This window comes from Acanthopleuribacter pedis, assembly GCF_017377855.1.
Taxonomy (GTDB): Bacteria; Acidobacteriota; Holophagae; order Acanthopleuribacterales; family Acanthopleuribacteraceae; genus Acanthopleuribacter; species Acanthopleuribacter pedis.
Map to the genome: position 1 here is coordinate 102,779 of NZ_JAFREP010000033.1, position 12,562 is coordinate 115,340.

The 12,562-nt window shown below is 56.3% G+C and carries 14 protein-coding genes; 10 read left to right on the plus strand and 4 right to left on the minus strand.

The window, feature by feature from the left end; all coding sequences use genetic code 11:
- The first annotated feature begins 13 nt into the window (after positions 1-13).
- The 5 genes from rpsM (at position 14) to J3U88_RS27760 (ending at position 3,022) form a co-directional block, all read left to right on the plus strand.
- Positions 14-382 (plus strand): 30S ribosomal protein S13, encoded by a 369-nt coding sequence (gene rpsM, locus J3U88_RS27740; protein ID WP_207862264.1) that lies wholly within the window; start codon positions 14-16, stop codon positions 380-382.
- A gap of 18 nt (positions 383-400) precedes the next feature.
- Positions 401-799 carry a 30S ribosomal protein S11 gene (gene rpsK / locus J3U88_RS27745; protein ID WP_207862265.1) on the plus strand — a complete coding sequence of 133 codons (399 nt, stop codon included), beginning with the start codon at positions 401-403 and terminating at the stop codon, positions 797-799.
- A gap of 75 nt (positions 800-874) precedes the next feature.
- Entirely contained in the window at positions 875-1,855 is a 981-nt protein-coding gene (locus tag J3U88_RS27750; protein ID WP_207862266.1) for a DNA-directed RNA polymerase subunit alpha, read from the plus strand.
- Between the two features lie 6 nt (positions 1,856-1,861).
- Positions 1,862-2,260, plus strand: a complete 399-nt coding sequence (gene rplQ / locus J3U88_RS27755) for a 50S ribosomal protein L17 (RefSeq protein WP_207862267.1) — start codon at positions 1,862-1,864, stop codon at positions 2,258-2,260.
- Positions 2,261-2,308: 48 nt separating this feature from the next.
- On the plus strand, positions 2,309-3,022 hold the full coding sequence (locus tag J3U88_RS27760; protein WP_207862268.1) for a glutamine amidotransferase-related protein: 714 nt from the start codon (positions 2,309-2,311) through the stop codon (positions 3,020-3,022).
- A 215-nt stretch (positions 3,023-3,237) separates the two neighbouring features.
- On the opposite strand, the gene J3U88_RS27765 is transcribed toward J3U88_RS27760, so the two are convergent.
- Entirely contained in the window at positions 3,238-3,885 is a 648-nt protein-coding gene (locus J3U88_RS27765) for a cyclase family protein (RefSeq protein WP_207862269.1), read from the minus strand.
- 91 nt (positions 3,886-3,976) lie between these two features.
- On the opposite strand from J3U88_RS27765, the gene J3U88_RS27770 reads away from it, so the two are divergent.
- The gene (locus J3U88_RS27770; RefSeq protein WP_207862270.1) at positions 3,977-4,447 is read left to right on the plus strand and encodes a cytochrome c-type biogenesis protein CcmH; all 471 of its coding nucleotides are present in this window, start codon (positions 3,977-3,979) and stop codon (positions 4,445-4,447) included.
- Positions 4,448-4,458: 11 nt separating this feature from the next.
- On the opposite strand, the gene J3U88_RS27775 is transcribed toward J3U88_RS27770, so the two are convergent.
- Entirely contained in the window at positions 4,459-5,508 is a 1,050-nt protein-coding gene (locus tag J3U88_RS27775) for a metal-dependent hydrolase (protein WP_207862271.1), read from the minus strand.
- A gap of 21 nt (positions 5,509-5,529) precedes the next feature.
- Entirely contained in the window at positions 5,530-7,212 is a 1,683-nt protein-coding gene (locus J3U88_RS27780; RefSeq protein WP_207862272.1) for an acyl-CoA dehydrogenase family protein, read from the minus strand.
- A gap of 204 nt (positions 7,213-7,416) precedes the next feature.
- Here J3U88_RS27780 and J3U88_RS27785 point away from each other — a divergent pair, with 204 nt between their 5' ends.
- From J3U88_RS27785 to J3U88_RS35445, 4 genes are all read left to right on the plus strand, one after another.
- Positions 7,417-7,716: a hypothetical protein gene (locus J3U88_RS27785; RefSeq protein ID WP_207862273.1), complete on the plus strand. Its 300-nt coding sequence runs from the start codon at positions 7,417-7,419 to the stop codon at positions 7,714-7,716.
- A gap of 299 nt (positions 7,717-8,015) precedes the next feature.
- On the plus strand, positions 8,016-8,321 hold the full coding sequence (locus tag J3U88_RS27790) for a hypothetical protein (protein ID WP_207862274.1): 306 nt from the start codon (positions 8,016-8,018) through the stop codon (positions 8,319-8,321).
- Between the two features lie 206 nt (positions 8,322-8,527).
- Positions 8,528-9,598, plus strand: a complete 1,071-nt coding sequence (locus J3U88_RS27795; RefSeq protein WP_207862275.1) for a hypothetical protein — start codon at positions 8,528-8,530, stop codon at positions 9,596-9,598.
- Between the two features lie 307 nt (positions 9,599-9,905).
- Positions 9,906-10,253 carry an integrase core domain-containing protein gene (locus J3U88_RS35445; protein WP_423842089.1) on the plus strand — a complete coding sequence of 116 codons (348 nt, stop codon included), beginning with the start codon at positions 9,906-9,908 and terminating at the stop codon, positions 10,251-10,253.
- A 381-nt stretch (positions 10,254-10,634) separates the two neighbouring features.
- Here the strand turns inward: J3U88_RS35445 and J3U88_RS27805 are convergent.
- A partial coding sequence (locus tag J3U88_RS27805; protein ID WP_207862277.1) for a hypothetical protein occupies positions 10,635-12,562 on the minus strand: 1,928 nt, incomplete at its 5' end.

Consider the following 12,562-nt stretch of genomic DNA (forward strand, 5'->3'; position numbering starts at 1 on the left):
TTGGAGGCTAGTTGTGGCACGTATTGCCGGGGTTGATTTACCCCACAATAAACGAATTGAAATCGGCCTGACCTACATTTTTGGTATTGGCCGTATGCGCGCTCACGAAATTTTGACTGAGTGTGGTATCGATTTCGGTACAAAAGTAAAAGATCTGACTGAAGAAGAAACTTCTACCTTGCGCCGCGTGATTCAAGAGGGTGCTGAGGTTGAAGGTGACCTTCGCAAACGCATCAGCTTGGACATCAAGCGTCTGATGGAAATTGGCTGCTACCGTGGCAACCGCCACAAGCGCAACTTGCCTTGCCGCGGTCAACGGACGCACACCAACGCTCGCACCAAGCGCGGTCGCCGCATCGCGATTGCGGGTAAGAAGAAATAGAATTGGAGCCAGTGATTCATGAGTAAAGGTAAAGCGGCCAAAAAAGGCACTCGCAAAAAGGATCGCCGCACCGTTGTGCACGGTGTGGTTCACATCCAAGCCAGCTTCAACAACACCATTATTACGTTCACCGATAAAGACGGTAACGCCCTTTCTTGGGCGTCGTCCGGTGGTCAAGGTTTTCGCGGTTCCCGCAAAGGCACCCCCTTTGCGGCCCAGGTAGCCTCCTCCACGGCGGGTACCAAAGCCAAAGACTACGGCGTCAAAATGATTGACATCGAGGTCTCCGGCCCCGGTGCCGGTCGGGAATCTTCCATTCGTGCGTTGCACGCTTTGGGTTTTGAAATCAAAAGCATCAAAGACGTTACGCCGATTCCCCACAATGGTTGCCGTCCGCCCAAACGGCGTCGGGTCTAACCTCAGCTCTTCAAGCGAGAACCCACGACCAAGACGTTTAATTGGTCCGATAATCGACGGCGGAGGATTGCCATTATGATGCAAGTGAAAACTTACCAAAGACCGCGACGCATTGAATTCAATGAAGAGGAAATGACCGAAAGCTACGGCAAGTTCTTCTGTCAGCCTTTCGAACGCGGTTTTGGCACCACCATTGGTAACGCTTTGCGCAGAACGCTTTTGTCTTCAATCGAAGGCGCGGCCATTACGGCCGTCAAGATTGACGGGGTGTTGCACGAGTTTACGGCGGTACCCGGTGTGGCTGAAGATGTTACGGATATCATCCTTAACCTCAAAACCATTCCGATCAAAATGCACAGCAAAGAACCCCAACGGATTCACTTGGATGTTACCGGTCCTTGCGATGTGACCTCCAATGACATCGTTACCAATGCCGATGTGGATATTCTCGACAAGTCGATTCATATCGCCACGCTCGCTGAGAATGCCCACCTCAAAATGGAACTGATGGTTGAAATGAACCGCGGCTATGTTGTTGCTGAAGACAACTATCGCGATGACTTCGAAATCGGTTTTATCCCGCTTGATTCCGGTCACAGTCCCCTCTCTATTGTCAAATACACCGTTGGCAGTGCCCGCGTCGGTCAGAACTCGAACTACGACAAGCTGACCATCGAGATCACCACCAACGGTTCTGTACATCCCAAAGACGCGCTGGCTTACGCCGCCAACTTGTTGCGTGAGCAGTTGAGCATTTTCGTTCATTTCGAGAGCGTTCCCGAGGATGCACCGGCCAAAGAGAAAGACGAAGAAAAAGAGAAGTTGCGCGAGATGCTGGAACGCAGCGTCGACGAACTCGAACTTTCCGTTCGTTCCCACAACTGCCTCAAAAACGCCAACATCCGCTCCATCGGTGAACTGGTTCAAAAGACGGAATCCGAAATCCTCAAAACCAAGAACTTTGGTCGTAAGTCCCTTAACGAGATTAAAGAGATTCTCCTTCAAATGGGCTTGACCTTAGGGATGCAGATTGATTTAGAAAATCTTAGGAAGTAACAGATCATGCGACACAGAAAGGGATACTCAAAACTCAACCGCAACACCAATCAGCGCAAAGCCTTGCTGAAAGGTCTCGCGATTTCCTTGTTCGAGCATGGTCGTATTACTACGACTGTTGCTAAAGCAAAGGAACTGCGTCGTTATGCTGAGCGTTTGATCACCATCGCTAAACAGCAGACGCCCAACGCACACCGGGTGGTTTTTTCTCGTTTGCAAAACAAAGAAATCACCAAAAAATTGCTCAATGAATACGGCCCCACCTACAAAGACCGCAACGGCGGTTACACGCGCATCCTGAAAAAAGGACGTCGCTTAGGTGATGGTGCTGAAATGGCCTTCATCGAATTGGTCGGTTACGACCCCATGCAAGGTCAAGCTTCGGAAGAAACTGCCGAAGCTTAATTAAGAAGCCCCGGCAACGGGGCTTTTTTGATTTCTGGGGGGACGGTTGTGCAAGTCGGCGTTTTAATCACGGGTCATCCTACCGAGTTCACCCTTAAAAACTATGGAACCTACGGCGAGATGTTCATCGAGCTCTTGGCGGATTCACCGGACAACTGGGTTTTGTTTGACGCCACCGCCGAGGAATACCCCGAGGATCCCAGCGTCTTCTCCGCGTGGGTGATTACCGGCAGCGCTTCCGACGCCCATGCCGATGAACCCTGGATCCATCGCCTCAAGGATTTTATTCGTGCCCGTTTTGCCGACGGCCACAAGTTGTTGGGTTTTTGCTTTGGGCACCAGGCCGTCGCCGGCGCCTTGGGCGGTCGCTCCGACCGGGCCGTGAAAGGTTGGGAAGTGGGCGTTATCGATATCCGCCTTGAACCCGCCTTTTTCGAGCTTCCTTTGAGTGAAGGGTTCCCGCCCGCTTTATCCGTGCTCGAATCTCACCAGGATGAGGTCCACGAATTACCTCCCGGTGCCCTCTTGCTCGGGACCACGCCACAGTCGCCCAACCAGATTTTTATGATCGGTGACCAGGTTTTTTGTATGCAGGGGCACCCCGAGTATTACGCCGAAATCGTGGAAGACTTGGTGCGGACCCGTGCCAAAAAAGGTCTCATTCCGCGTTCACAAGCCGCGGTTGCCTTGAAAACCCTTGCCGAAATTCCCCCGGACCGCGCCTTGTGGCAGCGTCTCCTTAAGCGGTTCCTGTACCGCTAGCCCGCATTTCTCACAAGGATTCGTCGCGAGAAGCAGAAAACCTTGTGAGTACGAAGATTACGACCGAGAGACGGCTAGGGGTCCGACCATTCGGCGTAGCAGCTGAGGCGAAGGCGGCCCGACCGAGTAATGCGGATGGCCGCCCCCTCGTAATCGCATGGGTTTCGGATTCGTCGCAGAATTTCTTGTGAGAAATGCGGGCTAACCCGTTTCGCTTACCAGGTGCGCCAATCGCTATCGGCTGGAAACAGCAACGCCCTTACCGGTGAAGCGTCCGCATCTTTTATTTTTAGTGGCAGCGCGGAGAGGATATAGGCCCCGGGGGACACATCCTGGAGGACCACGCCTTCGAGAATGCCCATCCCCAAGTCTTTAACCTTTTGGTGAGACTCCAGCGCTTTCGAGGTGGCTGGATCAATGGACGGTGTGTCGATGCCGACCAAGCGAACCCCTTTGTCGTAAAGGGCTTGGATGAGGTTTGGCTCAAGGCTGTTAAAATCGTCGTTCCACTGATTGGGGTCGGGAAAGCTTCCGGTTGCAAACAACACCCTGGCGCAGTTCACCCTATCAAGTGCAAAATCCTTTGCACAGATGCGCGCGCCCGATGCACAAGCCACGCGAAAAACCTGACAACGACCCAGGTAAAGCGTGGGATCGACGCCGTCCATGCCGACCCCATTGGGATCGTAATGATTGGGTGCGTCCGTGTGGGCGCCCAGATGGACCGTGCCGCGAATACTGGACAAACCGAGATGGTCGCCGCGATCAAAATCCATGGCGATCAATCGTTCAAAGGGCGTGTCTCCGGGAAATACCGCCAGTTCAGGCGAAATCAGAGGCGAAATATCGAAATAGTGGGGCATCCTTGCTCCTTCCGGCTCGCCGGTGAAATAGATTGGGTCGCTTCCGGTTGGTTTCGCCCGCTTCGGGTATAATAACGCGCTGGGAGGACGCATGCGTGGTTTAATCGGTTGCTTATTGTTGATGGGATTCGCCGTTTATGGACAGCAGTTGGTGGTGCCCAAAGAGCTGGACGCCAAACAGGCCAAACTTTATGAGAAAGTCGCCATTTCCGTGGTGGCCCCCTGCTGCAAAAACATGATCCCCGTGGCTTTTCACGAGAGCCCCATGGCCCAAGATGTTTTGGCTGAAATCAAAAGCGGGGTGGTTGGCGGCAAAAGCGAAGCCGAGATCCATCAATTGCTTCGCGATATGCGATTTGAAGGCAACGAGGAAGCCCGCGTTATTTTCGCCATTCCCGACAAAAATTGGCTGGGTATGCTTGCCTGGATGGCCCCTTTTGGGTTCATCTTTTTGATGTGCTGTGTGATGGGTTACATCCTCATGGGCACCCGGCGCCCTAAGAAACAAGAGAGCCTTGATCTCGATTCCGTGCGTGAGCGCGTTATGAAAGATATGCACTAGGCATTGGTGGCTTATTCTTTAGGAATAGGTGGCTGATTGCTTGCTTGTTCCGCCGGTAAATAGGGCTCGCCTTTAAGGAGTCGCCACACATTCGCCAAATAATCCTCGGGTGGTTTTGCCCTTGGCAGCCGCGTAACCTGTCGGTCTTTGTCTGTTTGATCGGGGTGGATTTGGTAGCGAAACGCGTAATAATCCTGACCGCCGAAGCGGACATCCGTATATACGACGCGATCCGGTTCTTGGCGCAGCAGGTAAAAACCCTTGCTGAACCGAATGAGCCGCTCTAGCTGTTCGTGCTCGCCGAGCCGGGCGCGCACCGCTTTCCCGCGCTGAATGACCCGAAACCGCACCCTTTCCTTGTCCCCGAAAAACGAGTAATAACTTTCGTAGAGGGTATCGTCCTCTAGGTACAAACCGCGCCAAACCACGTTGTTGAATACCCCCGGCATCGTCATCCACCGACCATCGCCGCGTAGTTGGGGTTCTTTCACAATGGCTTCTCGAAAAACCGCCAGGGCTTGGTGCTTGTTGAACTGGGTTAAAGCGAGGTAGCTACTGCTGAGTAGGAGGGACATCGTAATGATGCGTGTGCGGGTATCGCGATCTTTGGGCGACCACAACCCGGTAATCGTCGCAAACAACAATGGCAGGGTGTACAGCGGATCGATAATAAAAATGGAGTTCCAGGAGACCGGGTAGCTGCTGAACGGCCAAGCCAGTTGGGTGCCGTACGTTGTGAAACAGTCGAGGAGGGGATGGGTGATAAGACACCAAAACATCAGCCACGACCATTCCCGCCAGGAGACGTCCAAATTCCCGTGGATGCGCTTTACCGCACCGCCTAGGAGCGGCGCGGCAAGGGCCAGAACGAGTAGGGAATGGCTGAAGCCGCGGTGCAATACCAGCCGTTCCACGTCGTTCCACAAGGGGTAAACCAGGACATCCAAATCGGGGACTGTTCCGGCAAAGGCGCCCCAAAAAAGCGCGCGCCGTCCCGCTTTTTTACCGAGTACCGCTTCGCCGACCGTCGCGCCGAGCACCATCTGGGTGAGTGAATCCATGACTGCCTCGTGCTAATCGGATTAACGTCGCGCCAACTGACGCAGGGTTTCGGGCGCGATGTTCGGGTGGTTCCGCAAACCAGAGCCGCTGGGTGAGGCCGTGAACTTGGCCGCCGCCAAACCCACCTCGCCTCCGTCCTGGGCGTGTTCCCACTGGGCGTGTTCGACCTGGAGCAGCCCCGCATAGGCACGAGACCAGTCTAGGACGATCTCGCGCATGGCCGCCTCGATCTGTCGGGGGTTTTGGGCGATTCCCTCGCGGTAAAATGCCGTGGCTTCCATGAAACGGGTTTTGAAAAGATCGGCAAGCTCGCGACAGGCCGGATCCTGGATCGCTTGATAGCGGGTGGAAAATTCGGTTTCCAGCGCCTGGAGGCTGTGCTCCCGTTCAATTGATCGCCATACATCCAAACACAACACATTGGTTGTCCCTTCCCAAATGGAAAGCACCTGGGCGTCGCGCAGCAGACGTGGCAGGTCGGTATCCTCCACGTAACCCGCGCCGCCGAAACACTCTAACGCCTCGCTGGTGACCGCGATACCGACTTTCGCCGTGTACAGTTTGACAATCGGCGTCAGGATGCGCAGAAGCTTGGTTTCCCCGTCGTCCGCGTCGCCGCACTCCACCTTCCCCAGCAACCGCGCCGTGTGCAGCACCAGCAAAAGGCAGGCGCTCGCTTCCGCATCCAAGCGGGCCAAGGTGGTTTGGTGGAGGGGATGTTCCATGATGGGTTTACCGAACGCCGTGCGTTTCTCCGCGTAATCCTTGGCCAGGAGCAACGCCCGACGCATGCCGCCAACCGCACATAAAGCGTTGTAAATGCGGGTGATGTTAAATAGAGACGCTATTTTTCGCACGCCACCACCCGCGCCGCCGATCAAGGTCGCCGGTGTGCCTTCCAGGGTTAGCTCGGCCGTGGGCAGCGCCTTGGTACCCAGTTTATCTTTTAGACGATGAACCGTGATGTGGTTGAGTGCGCCCTTCGCGTCGCGCAGTTTGACCATAAACAAGCTGAGCCCTTTGCTGCCCGCCGGATCGCCTTCGATCCTGGCCAAGGTCATGGCGATTTCGGAAGTGGTCGCCGAGGTGAACCACTTGGTACCCTGAAGCAAATAGCCGCCGTGACCGTCTGGTCGGGCGACCGTTTGGGTTCCACCCACATCGGAGCCCCCGGTTCGTTCCGTCATCCATTGACCGGACGTCCAAAAATGGGCCGGCTCGCGGCTGGTCAGATGTTTGAAAACGGCGTGTTGGTCGTCGCCCGCGCCATAGAGTTCCAACGCCCTTGCCGCGCCGTCGGTCATCGCCAGTGGACAGCTAAACACCGCCGAAGAGGGATGGTAAAGGAGCAGTTTTAAGGCCTGGTGCCAACGCGACCAAGCGCCGTGAGGACGTTCGTAAGCGTCCGCGATGATACCCAGCTCGGCCGCCGCGTCCTGGAGGCGGCGCCAACCCGTATCGGTTTCGATGTGATCGATGCGGCGACCCCAAGGATCGAAGGGAATGTGACGCGGGGGGTTTCGTTCGGCCGAAGCCGCCGCGGCGGCCAGATCGCCCGCCGCGCGTGAACCCAAGTCGGATAAGGTTGCCTGCAAGGCCGCATGATCGTTCGGTGGGCAAAAGCGTTTGATGACCGCTTGCAGGTGGGTGTCCCGTTCAAAGGGATTGCCCAAGGTTGGGGCTTCTTGAAAAAAGGGATCCATGGCATCTCCATGATAAGCGGCTACCGCGGTAAGCGTAACCGCGACAAGCGCAACCGCGCCGCGATAGGGAAAGAATCATTGTAGCCCAAAGCGCTTGCGCTTTTGTCGCTACGCAAGGAATTCACTATTCCGGTGCCGTTTTGGTGTGCTTGGGTTTCGGCCTCGCCGTGGTTACAATGGGGCAAACGCCGTGAGGAGCGCGCCATGAGCGAGAACAAGAAGCCGACCCGTCAACCCCAACCGTGGCCCAAGGAGCATGACGAGGTTGAAGAAAACACCTTTGAGGGTCACCGTAACCAAGCGCAAACCGCCGGTGCGCGTGCGCGCGGGCGTGAACCGAAACCCGCGCCGCCCGAACAACGGAAAAAAGTGGTCGCTCTTCAGTTAGACCCCTTGGAGTACCAACGGTTTCAGGAGCTTGGCGGGGCAGGTGCCTTGCGTCATGTCCTGGCTGATGAAACCCTTTGTAAGCAGTTAGCAGTTATTTTCAAGGCGTCACGGTGATCCATGGCAGATATGTCAGAAGCACGGGTGAAGAGCCGTCTTCTGTTATCTTTTGTTGTTGTTGGATTCAATGCAACTTTGAGAATTTTTGGCGCAAAGCGTCTTGATGCACCGCCGGCCTCCCCTTAAAATGGAAGCTACTCAAGCTTTTTCTTATGAAAAAGAATGTTGAATCGAACCAAGTTCTGTCGGGCACAGTCTTGGGTGGTGAGAACGCAATTGCATGGCCATGCCGCATTTCTTATGGTTCTCGTTGCCACGGTCGATTTAGTTTGAAAGACGATCTTTGGAGGCCGTCGATGATTGAACTCGATACGGACCTTGAAAAAACCACCACGTTGCAGGCCGTGCGCCAGGCGATTCGTAGTCGCAACCTGCGCCGTCTCAATGAGGCCTTCCAACGTAACTGGGCCAAACAAATTCTGCGTGAGTCACAGGACCAGAAATTGTTTTCCGGTGAATATAAAGTCTTTCGTCTTGCGCTTGAAAGCATGAACAAGGAAGAGCGGCTTCGGGCGTTCCAATGGACCTGGGATTGTTACCATCCCTTAATGTCCGATCTTGGTAAATGCTTGCAAGACATGGACGGGTTTTTGAAGAACTGACGCTGCGCCGTCGGACTTCTTGAAGCCAAAAATTGGGCGCGTAGGGCTCACGCTTGTGAGGTTTACGTGCTGTGCAGCGGGGTTGCTTCACAACGTCGAGATCAGCAGCTTCTGATCTCGCGTTGGGGGTGCAACCCCGTTGACGCGTTTTAAGGAGTATGTTTGCCCGTTCCGCGGTTCAACGTTTTCTCCCTAGGGAGGTGGTGGTGGTCTCCAAGGTACATTGGCTGATTGGGTTGTTGTTATTCCCACTCGGGTTTTCGGCACAAGAGTTGGAAATCCAGGAAGATCTCACCGTGGGCCGGGTCGTTTTTGAGGTGCGTGTCGTGGACCGCCTGGGCCAACCCGTCGCAGGCCTTCAGGCCGAGAACTTCCAATTGAAAATTGGAAAAAAGGCGGTACCCATTCTCGATTGTGAATGGGTTGACCGTCGTCTCCCGGTCGAACGGGCTGTTGTTGACCCCGATTGGAAGCCGGAGCTTGAGCAAACCGACCACGCCTTTATTGATGAGATGGGGCCCCTGCCCGGCGAGCCGGGCTACGGCAAAGAAAAGTTTACCGTCGTCTTTTTCCAAGGTTCGATTAACCCCGAGCGCCTTTCGGGTATGGTGCGCAGCCGCGGCTTCACGCAACAGGTCGTGGACAGTTTGCCGACTGACGGCTATACCGCCGTTTTTTCTTTCCACAGCCACCTCCAGATGAAAAGTGATTTCACCCGCGATACAGACATACTCGAAGACGCCTTGTGGGAAGCGGTCCAGTCCGATCCCGAGGTCGTTTTTTACGCGGCTAATTACCCAACCCTCACGCCTTATTTCTCCGAGGAACGCGGCCGCGAGGTGGCTGATGTAGAGACCGCATTTCTCGAACTTGCCCGAGCCTTGCGCAACTTTAACGGTGCCAAGAACCTGATCTTTGTCGGTTGGGGCATCGGGAGCTGGAGCCCGTCGGCCGGGATGCGTTACAACGGGACCTACTACCGCGCGGTGGAGGAATTGATTGAGGCGGATGTTTCGGTATTCTCTCTCGACCTGACCCTTGCCGATTACCACTCATTGGCCGAGGGCATGGCCAAATTATCGGTCCAAACGGGCGGCGCCTACTGGAGCCTGTTCCGCTGGCCGAACCGCGCCGTCAAAATGATCAACGGCACCATGGCGGGCCACTACACCCTCACCTACGAACACCCGACCGGCCTACGCAAAAACGCCAAATACCGCCTCCGCCTCAAAAACGCACGCGGCTCCTTGGTGGTTCGCGATCCCTACAACCGTTAGCCCGCATATTTGTTCGCGTTGTTGGGTGCGCGGTTGAAGATCTTCCTACCCGCCTTACTAGGCGCGGGTGAGCTTCAGACCGCGCGGGTCGATGCTGGTTTGTAAGCGGCCCCGCGCATCGTAGCCGAGGTACAGGTTGAGGTTGTTGCGATCCTCTGTCGCGGTGGGCGGCGCCTGGGCGGTGGGCTGTTCGGTCCCGTGGCTGAGTGCCTCGATCTGCCCCCGCGCGTTGCATGTGATTCATGATCGGGCGACGGTTTTCGGTGACCGATTTAAGCAAACCTTGGCGGCGGCTGAAGTGACCACGGTGAAGTTTTCGCCCCGATCACCGAACCTGAATGCACATGTGGAACGGGTGATTCGAAGCATTCGGGAAGAATGCCTGGATCGGTTTGTGATTTTCTCCAAAGGACAACTTGAATACCTTTTGCGTGAGTACACCGAATTTTACAACGAGGAGCGCCCACGCCATGGTCTTGCGAATCGGCTGGTGTCCGGCCGGCAGAGTACCAGCCAGAGGGAAGGATCAGGCGACGAACCCGCCTGGGTGGTCTGCTCAGTTTTTATGATCGTGTTTCAGGTTGTGAATAATGTGGATTCGGTTGGCATTTGGGGGCCGAGGTGCGTCCAAATAATACGTTTCCACGAAAAATAGCCTACTCTCTGACAATATAATCGGCAGTTTTCCCTGAATCCAACTGTTGAATCTCGTTGCGAGGAGCGGATTATAGTGTGAAATGATGGCACGGTTATTTTTGGGACATTATGAGCTTGGTGAGTAGTTTAGACTAAAGATACCCGTTCTCTTTGAGCCAAGTGCGCCACTGCTTTGAGTCAAATCCAAAATCTTGACCAGTTTTCCTTTTTAAAGTTTGATAAGCTTGTTCTTTCTCCATGAACAGACGAGTTTGGCTCTTAGGGATTTTTCCTTCTAGATTTCTTACTAGTCCCTCGAATGGTCTCAATTTACTCAACAGGAGTCCTCCATACTTCAGTATAACTCCTTGAAGCTCCGATCTGTTGTGAAGATAGCCTTTCATATCTTGTCGGAATTTTCTAGGTCGACGATGAAGGCTGGGCCGAAGGGGTCGTGGGCCACCGCGTGGGTCCAGCGCTCTCCGTCGCCTTCTTTGCGGCCTACCGCGATCAGTTTTGAACCTTGGTACGAGAAGATCAGCGGGGTTTGGTTGCCCTCGGTGGCGGCGCGGATGCGGCGGTGCCCGCTGTCGTAGGCGTACTCGATGCGGCTGCCGTCGGCCCGCTCGATGGCGCGCAAGCGGCGGAATCCGTCCCGTTCGTAACGGCCGCGCTGCTTGTTGGTTGAGACGGCGTCGACCTGGGTTAGGTTGCCGTTCTCCGGTTGGTAGGTCCAATCGACTTGGTGGGTGGTTTCCGGGTCCGCCGGTTGAACCACCGCACGCGGTGCCTCGCTGGTTTGTTGTGCGATGCGGCCGCCCTCGCCCTGGACCGTACTTCGGCCGCGCAGTTGGATTTCCACCAAGTCGTCGCTTCCCGAGGGGCTGGGTTGGTCGTGGAGGACCAGCGTCAGTTGGGTGAGCAACTGTTTGTCGCCGTTGCCGTAGCTTTCGGTGAAGGACAAGGTCTCCGGCGCTTTTTGGGGGCCGTTGCCCGTGTCCGCGATCTCGCGCTCCACCCGCACCTCGCCCAAGGTGTGGTTGGGGTTGTAACTTGGTACCAGCGTTTCGCGCAGGTCCGGGCCGGCGCGGGTGACCCGCGTGAGTTTGGCACCGGAATAATTTACCGCTTGGTCGCAATCCTCGCTCAAGCCGTTGCCGCCGGTTTCGTATTCGAGGCTGAGTTCGAAGGTGTCGGTGCTGCTGATGCTTTTGAGCAGGCCGTTTTCCTTGGTGACGGTGAAGGCGGTGCCGTCGCCCCAGGTCATTTGCGTGGGGTACCCTTCTTGCCAACCTTCGTAGCGCGTGTGCATGTTCGCGACCGAGACCTCGGTCAGGTTGCCGGCGGGATCGTATTGGTAGTTGAGGCTGGGGCCGCCTTCAATTTGAACGCCGGTTAATCGGTTGAGGTTGGTGCGGTAGCTTTGGGTCACGCCGTTGGCGTCGGTGAAGCGTTCTAGTCGGGTGAGGTCCTTGGATCCGGCCGGGTACACGAACTGTTCGCCGCGGCCGTCGGCGTGGGTCAGTTGCACGACCCGGCCCGTCGCATCGTAGGCCGGGGTGATGGTTTCCGAGATGGGTGTGCCGCCGGCGGGATGGACGGGCGCCTCGGCGATCAGGAAGTCGACGCGGCCGTCGCGCCAAGCGATGCGCCGCGCGGGGTGGTTGCCCTCGCTGATGACCACGGGCCGGCTTTCGGCGTCGTAGTCGGTGGTTTTGGGTGCGAGGCCGGGGTAACCCAGGGTGGTGACCCTGCCTTGGGTGTCGACCTCGGCAAATACCTGGTTGGGGAATTGCAGGACGCGGTTATCGCCCTCGGCGAAGAGGAGGTGGGTTTCGGGGCCGTTGCCGGCGTCGTAGGTCAGCGATTGCGGCGCGCCCCAGGCATTGAACTGCACCTCGGATGCGGCGCGGTGGGGCCGTTCGTGGCGGACCAGGTCACCCAAGGCGTTGAAATGGAAGCGCTCGGGGTGACCGGCGCTGGGCCGCAGGGTGATGCAGCGTGGCTGGCCGTTGTTGTGGTACGCAACCGCCAGGTCGGCTTGTTTTTGGGTGTCGCGTTCCAGGGTTAAACGCAGCGGGCGGCCGGCTTCGTCGTATTCGGCGTAGTGGATGCGGCGTCCCTCGGTGTCGATGATGTTGCTCAGGTTGAGGCCGTCGTAGTGGAATCGGGTGGTGCGGGTCGGCGTGTGGACGGCTTGTACGCGGTTGTGGGCGTCGCGCAGGACGGCGTTTTGCACGGCGTAGCTTCCGTCGGGTTTTTGGACGGTCAGGGCCTCGAACTGACCGTCGGCGTCGTAGTAGAGGCGGCTGTTGCTGTTGTCCGGGC

Coding starts and splice junctions, on each gene's coding strand:
- rplQ (WP_207862267.1), top strand. CDS start 1,862: ATGCGACACAGAAAGGGATACTCAAAACTCAACCGCAACACCAATCAG.
- rpsK (WP_207862265.1), top strand. CDS start 401: ATGAGTAAAGGTAAAGCGGCCAAAAAAGGCACTCGCAAAAAGGATCGC.
- J3U88_RS27790 (WP_207862274.1), top strand. CDS start 8,016: ATGATTGAACTCGATACGGACCTTGAAAAAACCACCACGTTGCAGGCC.
- J3U88_RS27785 (WP_207862273.1), top strand. CDS start 7,417: ATGAGCGAGAACAAGAAGCCGACCCGTCAACCCCAACCGTGGCCCAAG.
- J3U88_RS27780 (WP_207862272.1), bottom strand. CDS start 7,212: ATGGATCCCTTTTTTCAAGAAGCCCCAACCTTGGGCAATCCCTTTGAA.
- J3U88_RS27765 (WP_207862269.1), bottom strand. CDS start 3,885: ATGCCCCACTATTTCGATATTTCGCCTCTGATTTCGCCTGAACTGGCG.
- J3U88_RS27775 (WP_207862271.1), bottom strand. CDS start 5,508: ATGGATTCACTCACCCAGATGGTGCTCGGCGCGACGGTCGGCGAAGCG.
- J3U88_RS27770 (WP_207862270.1), top strand. CDS start 3,977: ATGCGTGGTTTAATCGGTTGCTTATTGTTGATGGGATTCGCCGTTTAT.
- J3U88_RS27750 (WP_207862266.1), top strand. CDS start 875: ATGATGCAAGTGAAAACTTACCAAAGACCGCGACGCATTGAATTCAAT.